At 61.5% G+C, this 17,519-nt stretch carries 16 protein-coding genes; 9 read left to right on the top strand and 7 right to left on the bottom strand.

Features of this window, described 5'->3' with window-relative positions; genetic code table 11:
* Window positions 1-5 precede the first annotated feature (5 nt).
* Both KYT97_RS23165 and KYT97_RS23160 read left to right on the top strand, forming a co-directional pair.
* The gene (locus tag KYT97_RS23165) at window positions 6-980 is read left to right on the top strand and encodes an NADPH:quinone oxidoreductase family protein (RefSeq protein ID WP_095888193.1); all 975 of its coding nucleotides are present in this window, start codon (window positions 6-8) and stop codon (window positions 978-980) included.
* A 103-nt stretch (window positions 981-1,083) separates the two neighbouring features.
* Entirely contained in the window at window positions 1,084-1,866 is a 783-nt protein-coding gene (locus tag KYT97_RS23160) for an enoyl-CoA hydratase/isomerase family protein (protein ID WP_045069635.1), read from the top strand.
* Between the two features lie 437 nt (window positions 1,867-2,303).
* On the opposite strand, the gene KYT97_RS23155 is transcribed toward KYT97_RS23160, so the two are convergent.
* Together KYT97_RS23155 and KYT97_RS23150 are read right to left on the bottom strand one after the other, a co-directional pair.
* Window positions 2,304-3,065, bottom strand: a complete 762-nt coding sequence (locus tag KYT97_RS23155) for an SDR family oxidoreductase (RefSeq protein WP_033232486.1) — start codon at window positions 3,063-3,065, stop codon at window positions 2,304-2,306.
* A 12-nt stretch (window positions 3,066-3,077) separates the two neighbouring features.
* A complete protein-coding gene (locus KYT97_RS23150; protein WP_033232487.1) occupies window positions 3,078-3,845 on the bottom strand; it encodes an SDR family NAD(P)-dependent oxidoreductase in 768 nt (255 codons plus the stop codon).
* 352 nt (window positions 3,846-4,197) lie between these two features.
* Here KYT97_RS23150 and KYT97_RS23145 point away from each other — a divergent pair, with 352 nt between their 5' ends.
* The 4 genes from KYT97_RS23145 to KYT97_RS23130 all read left to right on the top strand — a co-directional run bounded on the left by KYT97_RS23145 (window position 4,198) and on the right by KYT97_RS23130 (window position 8,015).
* Window positions 4,198-4,629, top strand: coding sequence for a nuclear transport factor 2 family protein (locus tag KYT97_RS23145; RefSeq protein WP_033232488.1), 432 nt, complete (start codon window positions 4,198-4,200; stop codon window positions 4,627-4,629).
* Window positions 4,630-4,640: 11 nt separating this feature from the next.
* Window positions 4,641-5,471, top strand: coding sequence for a mycofactocin-coupled SDR family oxidoreductase (locus KYT97_RS23140; RefSeq protein WP_045068460.1), 831 nt, complete (start codon window positions 4,641-4,643; stop codon window positions 5,469-5,471).
* A gap of 28 nt (window positions 5,472-5,499) precedes the next feature.
* Window positions 5,500-6,294: an SDR family NAD(P)-dependent oxidoreductase gene (locus KYT97_RS23135; RefSeq protein ID WP_219110736.1), complete on the top strand. Its 795-nt coding sequence runs from the start codon at window positions 5,500-5,502 to the stop codon at window positions 6,292-6,294.
* Window positions 6,295-6,413: 119 nt separating this feature from the next.
* A complete protein-coding gene (locus KYT97_RS23130) occupies window positions 6,414-8,015 on the top strand; it encodes an FAD-dependent monooxygenase (protein WP_219110735.1) in 1,602 nt (533 codons plus the stop codon).
* On the opposite strand, the gene KYT97_RS23125 is transcribed toward KYT97_RS23130, so the two are convergent.
* The 5 genes from KYT97_RS23125 to KYT97_RS23105 are packed head-to-tail and all read right to left on the bottom strand — an operon-like array spanning window position 8,005 to window position 12,828.
* Complete coding sequence (locus tag KYT97_RS23125) at window positions 8,005-8,493, bottom strand: VOC family protein (RefSeq protein ID WP_219110734.1); 489 nt, start codon at window positions 8,491-8,493, stop codon at window positions 8,005-8,007. The two genes, KYT97_RS23130 and KYT97_RS23125, sit on opposite strands and share 11 nt — an antisense overlap.
* On the bottom strand, window positions 8,490-9,242 hold the full coding sequence (locus KYT97_RS23120; RefSeq protein ID WP_092806142.1) for an SDR family NAD(P)-dependent oxidoreductase: 753 nt from the start codon (window positions 9,240-9,242) through the stop codon (window positions 8,490-8,492). The genes KYT97_RS23125 and KYT97_RS23120 overlap by 4 nt, the downstream gene beginning before the upstream one ends.
* A 9-nt stretch (window positions 9,243-9,251) precedes the next feature.
* Window positions 9,252-10,295, bottom strand: a complete 1,044-nt coding sequence (dmpG, locus tag KYT97_RS23115; protein ID WP_033232497.1) for a 4-hydroxy-2-oxovalerate aldolase — start codon at window positions 10,293-10,295, stop codon at window positions 9,252-9,254.
* Window positions 10,292-11,194, bottom strand: a complete 903-nt coding sequence (locus KYT97_RS23110) for an acetaldehyde dehydrogenase (acetylating) (RefSeq protein ID WP_045068448.1) — start codon at window positions 11,192-11,194, stop codon at window positions 10,292-10,294. Before KYT97_RS23110 ends, dmpG begins: the two co-directional genes overlap by 4 nt.
* Window positions 11,195-11,196: 2 nt before the next feature.
* A complete protein-coding gene (locus KYT97_RS23105; protein ID WP_219110733.1) occupies window positions 11,197-12,828 on the bottom strand; it encodes an FAD-binding protein in 1,632 nt (543 codons plus the stop codon).
* 115 nt (window positions 12,829-12,943) lie between these two features.
* On the opposite strand from KYT97_RS23105, the gene kstD reads away from it, so the two are divergent.
* From kstD to KYT97_RS23090, 3 genes are read left to right on the top strand one after another with little or no spacing between them, the layout of a single operon-like run.
* On the top strand, window positions 12,944-14,695 hold the full coding sequence (gene kstD / locus KYT97_RS23100; RefSeq protein WP_219110732.1) for a 3-oxosteroid 1-dehydrogenase: 1,752 nt from the start codon (window positions 12,944-12,946) through the stop codon (window positions 14,693-14,695).
* Window positions 14,685-15,542 carry a MaoC/PaaZ C-terminal domain-containing protein gene (locus tag KYT97_RS23095; RefSeq protein WP_045068442.1) on the top strand — a complete coding sequence of 286 codons (858 nt, stop codon included), beginning with the start codon at window positions 14,685-14,687 and terminating at the stop codon, window positions 15,540-15,542. The genes kstD and KYT97_RS23095 overlap by 11 nt, the downstream gene beginning before the upstream one ends.
* 54 nt (window positions 15,543-15,596) lie before the next feature.
* Complete coding sequence (locus KYT97_RS23090) at window positions 15,597-17,354, top strand: cholesterol oxidase substrate-binding domain-containing protein (protein WP_172935914.1); 1,758 nt, start codon at window positions 15,597-15,599, stop codon at window positions 17,352-17,354.
* The last annotated feature ends 165 nt before the right edge of the window (window positions 17,355-17,519 follow it).

The following is a 17,519-nucleotide window of genomic DNA, read 5'->3' as shown; positions in this document are numbered from 1 at the left end:
CTGCGATGCGCGCTGCTGTGTGCGGGGCGTACGGACCTCCCGAGGTCGTCACCGTCGAAACACTCCCCTCGGCTCCGCTCGAGGCCGGGCAGATTCGGATCCGTATCGAATCCGCAGCCGTCAACTTCTCCGATGTGTTGTTGATTGCCAACAAGTATCAGGTCAGTGTCCCACCGCCATTCACGCCCGGCAGTGAGTTCGCCGGAGTCGTGTCCGAGACTGCCGAAGGCGTCACAGCTGTCTCCGTGGGTGACCGCGTCACCGGAACCGGTTTTGTCGGTGCGTTTGCGGAAGAAATTGTCATAGCTTCCGACAAACTCACGCTGGGCCGCATCCCGGACGGTGTCGAGACACGCATTGCCGCCGCTTTCGGTGTGGCTCACCGCACGGCGTACCACACGCTCCGATCCGTAGCTCATATCAAACCCGGGGACGAGTTGATCGTTCTCGGCGCCGGCGGCGGTGTCGGCCTTGCCGCCGTTCAGCTCGGTGTTGCGCTCGGGGCGTCGGTCACTGCGGTCGCGTCGAGCACGAACAAGCTTGACGTCGCGGCGTCGTACGGCGCCGGGCACCTCGTCAACCATCGCACCGAGGACCTGCGCACGGCACTGAAAAAGGCTCTCCCGCATGGAGCAGACGTTGTTGCCGATCCAGTCGGCGGCGACCTCTCCGAACCTGCGCTTCGTGCTTTGCGTCCGGGCGGCCGCTTTGTCACCATCGGGTACGCGTCCGGTGTCATCCCCAAGATTCCGCTCAATCTGATCTTGGTAAAGGGTGTGCAGGTCAACGGATTCCAGTTCAAGGACATACCGCCGGAAGAATACCGTCGGAATGAAGCCGAACTCACCGATCTACTGGTCGCCGGCCGCACAGTTCCCCACATCGGTGCCGAGTTCCCGCTGGACAAGGCATCTGATGCTCTTCGGATGGTCGCCGACGGCCAGGCGGTCGGGAAGGTCCTCATCGACCTGACGTCCTGACAGGCAGAAGTCATCAGTGGGGTCCGGGAACAGCAGTGTTCCTGGGCCCTACTTTTTGACGAGATTGTGATTCTTACATCAGAGAATGACGTATGCTCTTCGTATGGGAGACGACTTGGGAGCAGACGGTTTACGGTTCGAGCGCGAAGGCGCGATCGGGTGGTGCACCATCGACCGACCAACGGCGAGAAACGCATTCACCCCCGCAATGTATTACGGACTGAAACGAGCAGTTCGCCTCGTGAACTCCGATCCTGATCTGGGAGCACTGATCATCACCGGCGTCGACGACGTATTTGCGCCCGGCGGCGATCTCGGTGGACGCTCCGATCCGGGAGACAATATGCCGGAGGGGCTTTCGGGCAACGACGTCGTCCCGTTCATGACCATCCGTGACAGCCGCGCGCCTGTGATTTCCGCGGTCAACGGAATCTGTCAGGCCGGCGGCCTCCTTGTTGCGATGATGTCCGACATCGCCGTCGCCAGCGATCGGGCCACATTCCGCGTTCCCGAACTTCTGCGAGGAATCCCTGACGCGACCTATGCCGCCGTACTGCCCGCTCACGTCGGCATTGCAGCTGCGCGCGATCTGATGCTCTCCGCACGTAAATTCGATGCCGCAGAGGCACTTCGGCTCGGAGTGATCTCCCGCGTCGTGCCGCACGAGGATCTCCGAACTGCCGCGCTCCAGGCCGCACGCGAGGTATTGCAGAGCGCGCCACTGGCCCGTGCCCAGGTCAAGCGAATGCTCAACGAGCGTTACGGACTGTTCGACTACGAAACCATGTTCGGCGCGCTCGAAACGTCACCGGAGCCCCGTGAGGGAATGCGCGCTTTCATGGAAAAGCGCGACCCCAACTGGATCCCGGCAAATCTGCCGAGCTGACCGCCCACACCATCCGAGGCCGCCGTCGCAGTGCGGCGGCGGCCTCGGATCCTTTTCTGTGCCTTGCACGATCAACGCGGCTTGGAATACTCCGATTGCACGGCCATGATCCGCATTTTCGGAATCGGGCCATAGCTCAGCGAGTCCGACATATTCAACTTCTTTGCCGCAGCGGCGATATGAACGTTTCGCTTTGGCCTCATGGGGATCACCCTCGAGCTCGTAGAGCGTCACGGAAGGACCGCCATCTGCGTCAGCAGCCGCCAGTCTGGTGCCGCCGACAAATCCGTCAAGAGCCACTACTTCAGGTATGTGGATCTCGTCGTACCACCGATTGAACTCGTCCAGCCGATCCGGATGAGAGGGATGCGATTCGACAACCAGATAATGCTTCAATGTGGATCCTCACTGTGAGAAGTACTGGTGGCAGTGCAGATTCAGACTCGAACAACCCAACCGCCATCGATGTTGAGCGTGTGGCCGGTCACCCAGTCACTACCCGACGAGACGAGGTACAACAGACCGGGAATCAGCTCTTCCGGCTCGCCGAACGGAAACGGAATGGCGTGCTTGACCATTTCCTTGAGTTCCGGCGGTGACGCGATCGAACCCGCTTCGGTGTTGACCATTCCCGGAGCGATCGCATTGACACGAATACCGAACGGCGCCAACTCTCGCGCCAACGACACAGTCATGCTCACCAGGCCGAGTTTGGTGATGCCGTACGCCTGCGCAGCCATGAATGCACCGCTCGACGACTGATTCACGATCTTGCCGTATCCGCGTTCCTTCATATAGGGCACTACCGCGCGGGCGCACAAGAGCGGACCGGTGAGATTGACTGCCAGCGTGCGGTTCCAGAGTTCGAGATCCATAGTGGTCAGGGATCCCTCGCCCACCACTTCGGCCATCAATCCGGCGTTGTTCACGAGAATGTCGACGGACCCGAAGTGCCGGGCCGCGGTAGCCGCCATCTCGGTCGTACTCGATTCGTCCCGGACATCGACATGCACCGCAAGGGCACGGTGACCGGCCGCCGTCAGTTCGCCTGCTGCTGCAGTGGCGGCCTCGAGGTTGACGTCAGCGAGCACCACGGCGGCGCCGGCCTCGGCGAGTCCCTGAGAGTAGGTGCGGCCGATCCCGCCGCCGGCACCGGTAACGATGGCCACCTTGCCCTCGAGTAGGAGGTTGTCGGTCATGTTTCCCTTTCGTCAGACCTTGCGGGTAACTCCACCGTCGACGCGGATGATCGCCCCGGTGGTGTAACTGGAAGCCGCACTTGCGAGATGGAGTGCAAGTGGACCGATCTCCTCGGGACGGCCCATCCGACGGAGCGGCACGAATGGCGCATCTTCGCCCTCGGCCGGAGCCCAGGACTTGGAGATATCCGTCAGGAAGGGCCCGGGAAGAATTGCGTTGACGCGCACCGTCGGCGCAAAGGCCTCAGCCAGTCCGACAGTGAGGGCATTGAGGCCCGCCTTGGCGCACGCGTATGGCAACTCTCGAACGCTGGCGACGAGGGAGCCCGCGGTGCCGACGTTGATGATCGAACCGCCGTCGTTCTCGGCCATGTACGTTCCGGCGCGCACGGCAAGACGAAAGGGCCCCTTGAGATTAACGCCGAGAGTCTTGTCGTACAGGTCCTCGGTAATATCGTCGAGGTTCTTGTACGGGGGTGACATACCCGCGTTGTTCACCAGCACGTCGAGTCGGCCGAAGTGTTCGAGCGTCCGGTCGATCAACTGCTCACAATCGTCCCAACGTCCGACATGACACGCAACCGGCAGAACCTTTCGCCCGGTCGACGCCATGACCTCGTCGGCGGCGCGTTCACACGAGTCGAGTTTGCGGGACGCGATGACAACGTCAGCTCCCGCTTCGGCAAGAATCTGGACAATCGCTCGGCCGATCCCGCGGGATCCACCCGTGACTATCGCAACTTTGCCGGTCAGGTCGTGGAGATGTTCCAAGGTACTCATAGGTGAATCATGCCTGATTCGACCACACTTTGAAAAGGCAATTCTCTATCTCAAGAATATCCTTCTGGTTGCAACACCGAACACATTCACCAAGTGCGGCTACGTCGAAATGAGCAGCGTAGAGTACTGGAACACAACGCTGTTCGACAGTCGAATCGGTACATCCAATCGCAATTCGCACGAGGTCACATAGGTCGACAGAAGCCGCAACCCGTCACCAGATCCGGCGGCGATGGATTTTTCACACTTCATGTTCTACTTTATGAGAATTGCGTTCTCATGAACGTGACGCCTCGCCGAGAGTTCATCGAGCAAACGAGGGCCAGGAACCCACCGTCAGCAAAGGAACTTCGTGGATCTGCAGACTGTTCAGGACAAGATCGAGATCGCCGAACTGATCTACCGATACGCCCGCGCCGTGGACACCAAGAATTGGGAATTGCTGACTACCGTGTTCACCGAGGATGCGCATCTCGACTACAGCGCCGTCGGCTACCCGGCCGGATCCCGGGACCAAGTGCTGACGCTGCTCACACAAGCACTCGGCCAGGTTCCGATGACTCAGCATTTTGTCACCAACGTCGAGGTCGAACTCGACGGTGACACCGCCAACGTACGGGCGATGTTCTACAACCCGATGCAACTCCCGGGCGCTGCGGAGATGACCTACTGCGGCGGCAACTACCACCATGAGGTCGTTCGCACCGCCGACGGCTGGAAGAGCGCTCGGGTGACCGAGGAGAACCTGTGGTTCTCGAACCACCCCGCCAAGTCGCCGGCCTGAAAGGTAAACCTATGACCGAGCGCGTAAACGGGCGTGTATCCGGCAAAGTCGCCCTGATCACCGGTGCCGCCCGCGGACAAGGACGAGCGCACGCCGTTCGCTTGGCGGCCGAGGGCGCAGACGTCATTGTCGTCGATCTGTGCGCACCCATCCGAGGTGTCCCGTATGCACCGGCCACCCCCGAGGATCTACAGGAGACCGTTCGACTGGTGGAAAAGACTGGACAGCAGGCAATTTCAGCGATCGTCGACGTGCGGGACCTCGAGAAGCTTCGTGGGATCGTCGACGATGCCGTCATTCGTCTCGGCCGTCTGGATGTCGTCGTCGCGAACGCGGCGATCTGCTCTGCCGCTCCCTGGCATGAGGTAACCCCCGAATCCTTCGAGGACACAATAGGTACCAACGTGACCGGTGTCTGGAACACCGTCATGGTCTCGGCCCCACATCTCGTCGAGCGCGGTAGCGGATCGATCATCTTGATCAGTTCCGCAGCGGGATTGAAGGCTCAGCCGTTCACCATGCCGTACACCACGAGCAAGTGGGCAGTACGCGGAATGGCAAAAGCGTTCGCCGCGGAACTCGCTCAACACAGCATTCGGGTGAACAGCGTCCATCCCACCGGAGTGAACACGCCCATGGTCAACGACGGTGGCCTCGGCGGGCAGCTCGACAAGGCGATTGCCGGCAACAGTCGTATCGGCGCGATGATGATCAACATGCTGCCCGTCGACATCATCGCACCCGAAGATGTGTCAGACACGGTGTTGTTCTTGGCATCCGACGAATCGAAGTACATCACCGCACACGAATTAGCACCCGACGCGGGTGTCACCGAGTTCTGATCGAACAGTATTCACTGGAGGAAAAGGCATGGAGTTGTCCTCGGCGCGGCACGCATTCATTACCGGCGGCGCGAGCGGTATCGGCCTCGGCATCGCCGACGCGCTGGCAGAGCGCGGGTTATCCGTCACGGTCGCCGATATCAATCGGCAGTCTCTGGATTCGGTGATCGCGTCACGCGGCGCCGGATTTTGTGGTGTCTCGCTCGACGTCCGTGATCGTAAGGCCTGGGCAGCGGCCAAGGCAACGTCCGAAGATACTTTCGGCCCGGTGGATATCCTCGTCAACAACGCGGGCATCGGTTTCAACGGGCGCGACGTGGTCGACATGGATCCGGAGACCTTCGACAATCTTGTCGCGATCGATCTGACCGGAGTGTTCAACGGCGTGTCCGCCTTCGGCGGGGATATGCGAGCACGTGGATACGGGCATATCGTCAACACCGCTTCCGTCATGGGATTGACCGCAGGCGCTCCCGGGCGGGGCGCATACAGTGCCGCAAAGAGCGCAGTCATTGCTCTGTCCGAAGCACTGCGCAGCGAGATGGCGCCACACGGTGTTGGCGTTTCCGTGCTGTGCCCGGGATTGGTCATGTCGAATCTCGATCGGAACACCACCGAATTGGGTGGTCAGGTCGAGGATGTCAGCCACATCAAAGGAACGGGAAACATCGGCATGGAGCCCGCGACCGCAGGCGCATACGTTGCGCGAGGGATAGCGCAGAATCTCCCGTACATCGTCACACACCCGCAGTATCTCGACTACGTCGAGAAGCGAATGGAGAGCATTCGAGCCAGTGTGGACGCGTCGACCCCGATTCCCTGAGTTCTGCATCCACGCTTTTTCACTCGAATGGCGCGATGCCGGATTTGCGAGATTTCCCGCGGACGATAATCTCGGTCGCCATACTGGAATGGAGGCTTCCCCCTACCCAGTAGGTGCACATGGATATCGATGTACTCGTCGCAGGCGCCGGCCCGATCGGGCTGACCGCCGCCATCGAACTGCGCCGTCGCGGGGTGAACGTTCGGATCGTCGACCCGCTTGGCGAACCTCCGCAGTACGCCAAAGCAGTTGGCATCCAACCCCGCACCCTCGAAGTATTCGAGAACATGGGCGTACTGCGACAGGTTCTCGATGCCGCCACCATCTTGCGCGGGCAGATCAGCTACACCAACGGTTCCGAAGTGGGGCGGATGGATCTCACACTCCCCGGCGACGTGCCGTACACCTTTTGCGGACTCCCCCAGTACGAGACCGAAAGAATCCTGACGGCCAGGCTGCGAGAACTCGGAACCTCGATCGAACGCGGGCTCTCACTCGACAGTTTCGAGGACAGCGACGACGGAGTCAGTTGCATACTCAACGATGGAAGTACCGTGCGGGCCAAGTATCTGGTGGGATGCGACGGTGCGCACAGTGTTGTCCGTAAGGGCTTGGGATTGACCTTCGAGGGTGGAGCTTTTGCCGAAAGCTACATGCTCGGCGACGTCGAAGTTGACTGGTCGATGCCCAGTGGATACGCGATTCGCGCCAGTCATGTCGACGACGCTGGAGCTACCGACGATCTCCTGGTGTGTATCCCGCTCCCCGGTCACAAACGATATCGGATGTCGATGCTGGTTCCCGACGAGCTTCTCCCGGATCCTGCCGGACCTGACGGTATTGCACACGGCTTTTCGTCCGGAAAGGCGCCCGAACTCCACCACATTCAGGCTGTGCTCGACCGATTGTCGCCCGAACCTGCGACGGCCTCGGCGATGCGGTGGTCGTCGGTCTTTCGGATCAGCCACCGAATTGTCGATGCCTACAGTCGCGGAAGGGTTTTCATCGCCGGTGACGCCGCGCATATTCATCCGCCTACCGGCGCACAAGGTATGAACACCGGAATCCAGGATGCGCACAACCTCGCGTGGAAACTGGCACTGGCAACACAGAACTTCGCCGCCCCTGGCCTTCTCGACACCTACGACGCCGAGAGACGGCCGGTTGGTGAAGAAGTTGTCGGAATGACCGTCCGCAACGCCCGCGAAGGGATCGGCGCCGGAGAGTCCTCGATCGAGACCGCGATGCGTCGGCAGGCACAACTACTGGTTGCCTATCCCGACAGTCCGCTCAACGGCGGAGAAACCGGGAACGTCTCGAACGTTCACCCCGGCGAACGGGCACCGGACGCACGTGGGCTAACCCGCGACTGCGTGCAGTTCCCCATCCGGTTGTTCGAATTGCTGGCCGGTGTCAACCACACGCTTCTTCTCTGCTCGGACGGATCCGAAGACAGCATCGGTGACTGCGAAAAGCATTCTGCCGCTGCTGTTCACGCGGCACACGGACAGCTCGATGTGTACGTGATCGCACCACCGTCGTCTGATTCCGTCTATTCGACACTGCCGATCATTCGAGATTCCGATTCCCAGCTGTGTGCCGCCTACGGCGTGGAGGAGAACTGTGCGTTGGTAATCCGACCGGACGGGTACCTCGGATACCGAGGTGACTGCGCCGGTATCTCCGGCTACTTATCGAAAGTCTTTGCGTTCAATACGTGATGAGCGAATCGAACATCAAACGGATCTCGGGCGAGAGCTTCATGAGTTCCACGTAGCCGCCCATCGGGCCTGCGTCGACGTAGGCAAATTCCATTCCCACGTCTTCGATGCACCCCTGCTGCAACACCGACATTCCCCGACGCTCTACCTCCGCCAAGGTTTCGTCGTAATCGTCCGGAACAAATGCAAGGTGATGAACGCCAACACCGTGGGTGTCGAGGAACTCCGAATAGAGACTGCGCCCCGAAACCGGTTGGATCAGTTCAATTTGCTGAGTTCCCGCATAACCAAGGGAAATGTGGGCTGTGTAATCGGCGGGCTGGCCCCGATAAGTCGTGGTCTCCGGACCGAAGTGAAGGTCGGGCATCCGTAGCCATCGCTGAACGCCCCAATTCTCGGAGAACTCCTCTTCCGCTGCGGTGATGTCGGCTACTACCCAACAGATCTGAAAGATCGGTCCCGAAACCAGCGGGGTCATGCCATTTTTCCGTTGTCCACCGAATACACCGCGCCGTGAATCGCAGAGGCATCATCGGAAGCAAGAAAGGCCACCATCTTCGCCACGTCCTCCGGCTCCATCAGTCCGCGCGGTGACGCGACCTTCATGATCAGATCGAAATCGACGCCGTCCGGGAAGGTGAATCCCGTGACCTGCGGAGTCATCATGCCGCCAGGGCAGATTGCGTTGACGCGCAGAGATTTTCCGGTGAACTCCATAGCCATCGCTCGGGTAAGCCCGATCAGCCCGTGCTTGGCAGCGCAGTACCCTGCCGAGTATGCCTGCCCTTCGAGTCCAGCGATCGAGGAAACGTTGACGATGTTGCCGCCACGCGCGAGAAGATGGGGCAGCGCAGCTCGTGACAGGAAGAACGGCCCGTTCAGGTTGACCGCGAGGTCATGTGCCCAGTCGTCATCGGCAATGTCTGCGGTATGGCGGATGGTATGTGAACCAGCCACATTGACGAGGATGTCGATTCCGCCGAAGGCGTCGACGCAAGCCTGCACAGCGGCGTCGCACTGAGCGGAGTCGGAAACGTCGGAAGCCGAATAACGGCCCGCACCGTCACTTCCCGTCAGTTCGGTCATTGCCTGGTGCAATGTGTCCTTGCTCCGGGCAACTCCGAAAACCTTGGCGCCTCTGCCGGTCAGGATCTCGGCGACGGCGCGCCCCAACCCCGAGGACGCGCCGGTCACCAGTGCAATTTTTCCGTCCAGTACGTCAGCCACACACCGAGTCTACGACGCGGCGGCCTCCCGCTGAAGCTCCAACGCGATATCTATCAGCTGATCTTCCTGTCCGCCAACCAACTTGCGCTTCCCCGCGCGCACCAGTAGCTCGGCAGAGGACACGCCGTACCGCTCGGCTTGACGCTCGGCATGCTTGAGGAAGCTGGAGTACACGCCGGCGTAACCCATCATCAGCGCCTGGCGGTCGAGGAGACATTCCTGTGGCATGGCCGGTCGCACAACATCTTCGGCGGCGTCGGCTATCGCGAAGAAGTCGATACCGGTCTTGACGCCGATCTTGTCGCAGACTCCGACAAACGCCTCCACCGGCGCGTTGCCCGCACCGGCACCGAAACGACGGGTACTGCCGTCGATCTGCTTGGCCCCAGCGCGAACGGCGGCAATCGAATTCGCGACACCCAAACCGAGGTTCTCGTGTCCGTGGAAACCGACCTGAGCGTCGCTGCCGAGTTCCTGGACCAGCGCCTCGACCCGTTCGGACACCTGCTCGAGAACAAGAGCCCCCGCAGAATCGACCACGTATACACACTGGCAACCGGCGTCGGCCATGATGCGAGCCTGCTTGGCGAGCGTTTCCGGCGGAATCGAATGAGCCATCATGAGAAATCCGACGGTCTCGAGTCCACGCTCACGAGCAAGGCCGAAGTGCTGAATGGAGACGTCCGCCTCGGTGCAGTGAGTGGCGATACGGCAGATGGACGCGCCGTTGTCCTGAGCGATGACGATGTCGTCCTTGATACCCAGCCCCGGCAGCATCAGGAAGGCGATCTTTGCGTTTTTTGCCGTCTCCACAGCAGCTTTGATGAGTTCTTGCTCGGGCGTTTTCGAGAAGCCGTAGTTGAAGGAGGACCCGCCGAGACCGTCACCGTGGGTGACCTCGATGACCGGCACACCGGCTCCGTCGAGGGCACCGACGATCGCCCGGACTTCCTCGAGGGTGAACTGATGACGCTTGTGATGGGAACCGTCGCGCAGCGAGGTGTCGGTGACGCGGATGTCCCAGCTCGAATCGAAGTGAATCATGTCGCTCATGCCTTCACGCTCAGAAGCTTCTGGGCGATCTCCTCGCCCACTTTGGTGGCTGCCGCCGTCATGATGTCGAGGTTTCCGGCGTACGGCGGCAGGAAGTCGCCTGCACCTTCGACCTCGACAAACGTTGTGACCGTTGCATATCCGCCGGACACGACGCTCGGCTTGTCGAACTGCGGCTCGTTGAGCAACCGGTAGCCCGGCACGTACTGCTGGATGTCCTTGACGACGCGATGAATGGAGTCGGTGATCGCGGCGTGGTCTGCATCTTCGGGGATGGCGCAGAAGATGGTGTCTCGCATGATCATCGGCGGGTCGGCGGGATTGAGAATGATGATCGCCTTGCCTCGCTGGGCGCCGCCGATCGTCTCGATACCGCGACTGGTGGTCTTGGTGAACTCGTCGATGTTCGCGCGGGTTCCCGGTCCGGCTGACAGTGATGCAACGGAGGCGACGATCTCGGCGTAAGCCACTTCCACCACACGAGATACCGCGTACACGATCGGGATAGTTGCCTGCCCGCCGCAGGTGATCATGTTGACGTTTGGCGCGTCGAGGTGCTCGCGGAGGTTGGCCGGAGGAACTACCGCCGGGCCGACAGCAGCCGGGGTGAGGTCGACAGCGCGGATTCCCGCGGCCTCGTAACGCGGAGCCGCGTCACGGTGAACGTAGGCCGACGTCGCCTCGAATACCAGGTCCGGTTTCTCCGCCTGATTCAACAGCCAGTCGACCCCCTCGGCGGAGGTCTCGAGCCCCATCGCGGCGGCGCGCGCCAATCCTTCGCTCTCCGGGTCGATTCCGATCATCCACCGCGGCTCCAGCCACTGCGAACGTTGCAGTTTGTACAGCAGATCGGTACTGATGTTTCCCGACCCGACAATCGCCACACTTGCCTTGGTCATGACTACTCCCTAGATGAGCTGAAGCTGGGGGGTGAACTGATACGGGCCATCGCGGTGACCGTGGCCGCATGAAGTCCGGCGCGACGGCCGGAGAACACACAGTCAGCGAGCGACAAGCCACTCACATACGAATTGGAACAAATACCGACGGCTGTGCGTCCGGCTGCATAGAGTCCCAGGATTGATTCCCCGGCTTCATTTTTCACCAGGCCGGTCGATTCGTCGACCACCAATCCACCAAGTGTGAGCATGGGACACGGATTCATCATGTTGGGCTTGATCGAGACGTCGTACAGCGTGAACGGGGCGTTGAGTATCGGTCTGATGAAGTCGGACGGCTTGCCCATCGGATCGGATTGACCGTTCGCCGCAGCAGTATTGTGCGCATCGACCGTTTCATACAGGCCGGCTGCATCGATTCCCGCCTTGTGCGCCACTTCGGCAATCGTGTTGCCGTGTACTGCGGTACGCATCATGCCGGCGGTCTGCACCCGCTGAAACCACATGGACTGATCGGGGATTTGCGCTTTCGCTTCACGAACGAGGTCGGAATCCGCCAGCAGCCAACCGATTCCGTTGCTCTTCTCGACCATTGCTTGCCCCAGCGCCGCACCGTAACGCGATTCGTCGACGATTCGCGCTCCGGATTCGCCCACCAGTATCGAACCGAGAAAAGCGCTGGGCGGGACGATGAACCGCCATGCGGAAACGTTACCGAGCTTGTCGGTGGCGCCGCCCGCCTCGATTCCGAGGTTGATTCCCTTGCCGTCGTCGCCCGACGTGCCGAGCGGGATCCCACCCTTGTACGCGGGTGCGTGAGTGCGCATCATCTCGCGGTTGGATACAAATCCACCCGCGCTGAGGATCACGCCGCCACGCGCCTTTATGCGGATTTTCTTGGCGTACTTCTTCTCGATCTTGCTGATTTGGGCGTCGACAATCGAACGCAGTTGGGGCGCATACACACCCGGTTTGGCGGAAATCGAACTGAGCGCAGCGTGACGCCGCCGGACCCCGGCGGGTGCATCCCGAAGCGTCAGCGCCTCGACGCCGATCACCCGGCCGTCCTCGATGATCAACCGATCTGCTCGGGTCTGACCGAGAAACCGCACACCTTTGGCCTGGGCCGACTTCGCAAGCGGGCCGTAGAGCATCTTCCCCGACGTTCCTCGGCCCTTGGCACGGTGCCCACGCGGAGCAGGTTTGGCGATGTCCCGGAACCCGCCGGCCGATTCACTGCCCGAGAAGTACAGGTAGTGCTTGTTGCTCGGATACGAGGTCTTGTACGGGCACAGCGACGCCTCGAACGGCACACCGTGACCGCGCAGCCAGTCGATTGTCGCCGGACTCTCCTCCACGAACCGACGCAAGGTCTGGGGCGTCACCGCATCACCGACCTCGCGGTTCAGGTACGCGAGCATGGCTTCCGGAGTGTCCTCGATACCGGCTTCTTTCTGAATCGCGGTGCCGCCACCGGCATAGAAGATTCCACCGGAAATGGTGCTGGCGCCACCTCCCAATGCCCGGTCGATCGCCATCACCGATGAACCGGCCGCCACCGCTTCGAGTGCGGCGCTTGCCCCCGCCACGCCGAATCCGACAACGAGGACATCAACCGAAGTATCCCAGGTCACACTGCACCATCCTCAATTTTACTGCAACGCGTTTCGTTATCGAAGGCAACGTTCGCAAATACTTCCTGGCAGAAAGCATGGACTGACACCCCCATCATTCTATAACGTGTTCTACATGAGCAAGCAGGAATACGACATCGTCGTCGTCGGCAGTGGTGCCGCAGGTATGACAGCGGCCTTGACCGCAGCCCATCAGGGCTTGAGTGTGGTCATCGTGGAGAAAGCCGCCCACTACGGCGGATCGACCGCCCGTTCCGGTGGCGGAGTCTGGATCCCCAACAACGAGGCACTGCAGGCAGACGGTGTCACCGACACACCCGATGCCGCACGTTCCTACCTGCACAGCATCATCGGCGACGTCGTCGCTCCCGAGCGCATCGACACCTACCTCGAGCGTGGGCCCGAGATGCTCTCGTTCGTTCTGAAGAACACTCCGCTCCAACTGCAGTGGGTACCCGGCTACTCCGACTACTACCCGGAAGCTCCCGGCGGACGCCTCGGTGGACGCAGTGTCGAGCCCACCCCTTTCGACGGCAACAAGTTGGGTGCCGATCGCAAGAATCTCGAACCCGACTACGTCAAGGCACCCAAGAACTTTGTCATCACCCAGGCCGACTACAAGTGGCTCAACCTGCTGATGCGCAATCCTCGCGGACCTCTGCGCGCCATGAAGGTAGGCATGCGATTCCTCGTAGCCAAGGCCACCAAGAAGGATCTGCTGGTTCGCGGCCAGGCACTCGTCGCCGGCATTCGACTCGGCCTTCAGTCCGCCGGTGTTCCCATCTTGCTGAACACACCCCTGACGTCCCTCTACACCGAAGACGGCGTGGTTCGCGGCGTCAATGTTCTCGTCGACGGCGAAGATCAGGTCATCCGTGCTCGCCACGGAGTCGTGTTGGGCTCCGGCGGATTCGAGCACAACAAGGAAATGCGTGAGAAGTACCAGCGCGGGCCCATCGGCACCGAATGGACCGTCGGCGCTAAGGCAAACACCGGCGACGGCATCCGAGCGGGCCAAGAGATCGGCGCCGCAGTCGATTTCATGGACGACGCCTGGTGGGGCCCGTCCATCCCACTCACCGGTGGACCGTGGTTCGCCCTGTCCGAGCGCACTCTTCCCGGCTGCATGATGGTGAACCTGTCGGGCAAGCGCTTCGGCAACGAGGCGGCGCCGTACGTCGAGGCAACGCATGCGATGTACGGCGGCGAGTACGGCCAGGGCAAAGGCCCCGGCGAGAACATCCCGACCTGGATGATCCTCGATCAGCGCTACCGCAACCGCTACACGTTTGCCGGCATTACTCCCCGGTCCCCCTTCCCCAGCCGCTGGCTCAAGGCCGGCATCGTGGTCAAGGCGGGAACGATCGCCGAATTGGCCGAGAAGACAGGACTTCCCGTCGCTTCCCTGACCGAAACGGTGGAGCGGTTCAACGGCTTCGCGCGCAACGGCAAGGACGAGGACTTCGGGCGCGGCGACAGCGGCTACGACGCGTACTACGGCGATCCGAGACTGAAGAACCCCAGCCTCGCCGAAATCAGCAAGGCCCCGTTCTACGCCATCAAGATGGTTCCGGGCGACCTCGGTACCAAGGGCGGAATCTGCACCGACGTCAACGGCCGAGCACTGCGTGAAGACGGCAGCGTCATCGAAGGTCTCTACGCCGCAGGCAATGCCAGCGCACCGGTCATGGGTCACACGTACGCCGGACCAGGCGCGACCATCGGTCCCGCAATGACTTTCGGCTACCTGGCAGTGCTGGACATCGCAGAGCGCGTGAAGACCGCTGAGGTCACAGAAACCGCAACGGCCGCCGAGACCCCTGAGGCCTCCGAGGCCGCAAACACGGCGGTCGATCATGCCAATTGATCCTTCTGTCGCACTCGGCGCAGAGCTTGCGCCACAGGAGTTCTCGTGGACGCCGTCGGACGTGCAGCACTACCACCTGGCGCTCGGCGCTGGGGCTCGTCCGCTCGATCCGAACGAACTGCGATACCTCGACGACGAGAAGCCACAAGTGCTGCCCACCTTCGCCACCGTCGCGGCCAACTTTCACGCCACCCAAGCACCGAAGGTCTCGTTCCCCGGTGTCGAGATCGATCTCGCGAAAGTTGTTCACGGAAGCCAGGAAGTCACGGTCCATCAGCCGATTCCGGCCAGCGGCACGGGGCGAACCACAACTCGGATCGCCGAGATCTGGGACAAGGGCAAAGCTGCAGTCATCGTGCAGGAATCAGTCACCGTCGACGTGGAGGGCAACCCGTTGTGGACTGCCCGTTCGTCGATCTTCGCGCGCGGCGAAGGAGGATTCGGTGGGCAGCGCGGGCCGTCGGAGTCGATTCCGTTGCCTGATCACAGGCCCGACGGTGAGGTCGTGATACCGGTACTTCCGCAGCAGGCCTTGCTGTATCGCATGTGCGGCGATCGCAATCCATTGCACTCGGATCCGCAATTCGCCTCCGCTGCAGGCTTTCCAGCGCCTATCCTGCATGGACTGTGTACTTACGGAATGGTCTGCAAGGCCGCAGTGGACACAATGCTCGACGGCGACAGCACGCAGGTGGCCGGGTTCCGTGCACGCTTTGCCGGGGTGGTATTCCCGGGTGAGAACCTGAGCATCCGAATCTGGAAAGGCGAAGGGCAACTCTTGATCTCCGCATCTGTCGCAGAGCGCGACGCCCCCGCCCTAGCTGACGTAGTTCTCACTCTTGCCTGAGATTCACCTGTCGAACTCATTGCAGTTCCCAACCCCCGATGGAGCAGCCCGAAGATGACGGCCCAAGACGAAACAACCCGACTGTCCCGACGAGGATTCCTCGCCGCCGGAGCCGGCGCAGTCGCCGCCACCGCCCTTGCCGGCAGCTGGACCCCCGCCTACGCCATTCCGTTCGGATCCAGTGGCGGACAAGTACCCACCCTCGCTGCACCCCCGGCCTTCCCGGAAGGCATCGCGCTCTACCAGCAGGCATACCAGAACTGGTCCAAAGAGATCATGCTCGACACCATCTGGACCTGTGCTCCCAAGACACCCGAAGACGTAGTACGCCTGGCCAACTGGGGACATGCCAACGGTTACACCATCCGGCCCCGCGGAGCCATGCACGGCTGGACACCCCTGACCGTGGTGAACGGCGCTTCCATCGACAAGGTCATTCTCGCCGACACCATGGTTCATCTGAACTGGGTCAACGTCGACGCCGGCGGGTCACCGGCGACGGTCACCGCGGGACCCGGTGCCACCCTCGACGCCATCACCACAGCACTTCAGGCCCAGGGCCTTGGCTTCGCTAATCTCCCCGCGCCCGGCGTCCTGTCCATCGCAGGCTGCCTCGCCGTCGACGCCCACGGCGCAGCCCTTCCCGCGGAAGGCGAAGCACACGTTCCCGGACAAACTTTCGGTTCACTCTCCAACCTCGTCACCTCCCTGACCGCAGTGGTCTGGAACGGCAACGAATACGCACTGAAGACGTACTCGCGGGCCGATACCGCCATCAAGCCACTCCTGACTCACCTCGGCCGCACCTTCCTCACCTCAGTCACACTGCAGGCTGCGCCCAACTACCGCATGCGCTGCGTCAGCCACACGGACATCGGTTGGCAGGAACTCTTCGGCGCTCGCGGGGCTTCCGGACGTACCTTCGAGAAGTTCGTCCGCGAAAACGGTCGCGCAGAGGCAATTTGGTACCCCTTCACCGAACGCCCGTGGATGAAGGTGTGGTCCCTCGCTCCTGAAAAGCCTCGCTTCTCCCGCGAAGTCACCGGACCGTACAACTACATCTTCTCCGACAACCTCCCCGAACCGATCACCGACATGATCGGACAGATCAACTCCGGAAACCCGGGCATCGCACCCGCATTCGGGCAGATTATGTACGCCACCACCGTCGCCGGCCTTGCCGCGACCTTCGCCAACGACCTATGGGGATGGTCCAAGGACGTTCAGTTCTACATCCGGGCCACCACCTTGCGCCTGACCGAAGGCGGTGGCGCCGTCATCACGTCCCGCGCCAACATCGGCCAGGTCATCCACGACTTCACGCAGTGGTTCAACGGCCGCATGGAGTACTACCGCTCCATCGGGCAATTCCCTCTCAACGGACCCGTCGAAATCCGATGCTGCGGCCTCGACGAGTCATCCGACGTCGAAGTCGCATCCGCCGGCGCCCCCACGATCTCCGCTATGCGTCCGCGACCGGACCACCCCGAATGGGACACCGCCATCTGGCTCAACGTCCTCGGAGTCCCCGGAACACCCGGCATGTTCGCGTTCTACCGCGAAATGGAGCAATGGATGCGCGGCCACTACAACAACAACGACGCCACCTTCCGCCCCGAATGGTCCAAGGGCTGGGCATTCAGCGCCGACAAGCCGTACACCGACACGCAGATCATCGAAAACGCCCTCCCCCAGACCTACCGCGACGGCGTCCCCACCAGCGACAACTGGGACACTGCCAACGCCGCCTTCAACGCACTGGACCCGCACAAGGTCTTCAGCAACACCTTCCTCGACCAACTACTTCCGTAGTTTTCGGCCGACAAGCCCTCGATCAGCACTGCCCGGCACCTTCTACGAAGGTGCCGGGCTTTTCTGTTGACTCCACCCGTTTAATTCAGCGACGAGCACTGTCCGGTCGCGGTAGATTCAGTCAATTGCGACATTCCTTTTCCGCTGAGGACACGAAGGGATCGC

Origin of the sequence: Rhodococcus globerulus (genome assembly GCF_019334125.1) — a bacterium.
GTDB lineage: Bacteria > Actinomycetota > Actinomycetes > Mycobacteriales > Mycobacteriaceae > Rhodococcus_F > Rhodococcus_F globerula.
Note: the sequence above shows the minus strand (reverse complement) of the source record. Positions and strands in the feature narration are given on the sequence as shown.

Bases quoted from the DNA above. Each gene is read 5' to 3' on its own strand.
- KYT97_RS23165 (WP_095888193.1), top strand. From the start codon at position 6: ATGCGCGCTGCTGTGTGCGGGGCGTACGGACCTCCCGAGGTCGTCACC.
- KYT97_RS23160 (WP_045069635.1), top strand. From the start codon at position 1,084: ATGGGAGACGACTTGGGAGCAGACGGTTTACGGTTCGAGCGCGAAGGC.
- KYT97_RS23155 (WP_033232486.1), bottom strand. From the start codon at position 3,065: ATGACCGACAACCTCCTACTCGAGGGCAAGGTGGCCATCGTTACCGGT.
- KYT97_RS23150 (WP_033232487.1), bottom strand. From the start codon at position 3,845: ATGAGTACCTTGGAACATCTCCACGACCTGACCGGCAAAGTTGCGATA.
- KYT97_RS23140 (WP_045068460.1), top strand. From the start codon at position 4,641: ATGACCGAGCGCGTAAACGGGCGTGTATCCGGCAAAGTCGCCCTGATC.
- KYT97_RS23135 (WP_219110736.1), top strand. From the start codon at position 5,500: ATGGAGTTGTCCTCGGCGCGGCACGCATTCATTACCGGCGGCGCGAGC.
- KYT97_RS23130 (WP_219110735.1), top strand. From the start codon at position 6,414: ATGGATATCGATGTACTCGTCGCAGGCGCCGGCCCGATCGGGCTGACC.
- KYT97_RS23125 (WP_219110734.1), bottom strand. From the start codon at position 8,493: ATGACCCCGCTGGTTTCGGGACCGATCTTTCAGATCTGTTGGGTAGTA.
- dmpG (WP_033232497.1), bottom strand. From the start codon at position 10,295: ATGAGCGACATGATTCACTTCGATTCGAGCTGGGACATCCGCGTCACC.
- KYT97_RS23110 (WP_045068448.1), bottom strand. From the start codon at position 11,194: ATGACCAAGGCAAGTGTGGCGATTGTCGGGTCGGGAAACATCAGTACC.
- kstD (WP_219110732.1), top strand. From the start codon at position 12,944: ATGAGCAAGCAGGAATACGACATCGTCGTCGTCGGCAGTGGTGCCGCA.
- KYT97_RS23095 (WP_045068442.1), top strand. From the start codon at position 14,685: ATGCCAATTGATCCTTCTGTCGCACTCGGCGCAGAGCTTGCGCCACAG.
- KYT97_RS23090 (WP_172935914.1), top strand. From the start codon at position 15,597: ATGACGGCCCAAGACGAAACAACCCGACTGTCCCGACGAGGATTCCTC.